Consider the following 355-nt stretch of genomic DNA (forward strand, 5'->3'; position numbering starts at 1 on the left):
GATGGACAAAGCTTGGCTACTAGGACAATGCTACAAGCAGATATTAATCGTTTAATGGAAGAGTTAGATAACATAGCTAACACTACTTCTTTTAATGGAAAACAACTTTTAAGTGGTAGCTTTACTAACCAAGAGTTTCAAATCGGTTCTCAATCAAACACAACAGTAAGTGCTAGTATAGGTGCTACTCAATCATCTAAAATAGGCGTTACTCGTTTTGAAACAGGTTCTCAATCTCTTAGTAGTGGAACAGTTTCTTTAACCATTAAAAATTATAATGGTATTGAAGACTTTACTTTTAGAGATGTAGTTATCTCAACCTCAGTTAATACAGGGATTGGTGCCTTGGCAGAAG

1 pseudogene is annotated in these 355 nt (G+C 34.9%); it reads left to right on the forward strand.

What is annotated here, in order from left to right:
* Positions 1-355: pseudogene (locus FMM58_RS05305) on the forward strand (flagellin); the annotation flags it as partial.

This window comes from Campylobacter sp. LR291e (assembly GCF_008633915.1).
In the GTDB taxonomy this organism is placed as follows: Bacteria; Campylobacterota; Campylobacteria; order Campylobacterales; family Campylobacteraceae; genus Campylobacter_D.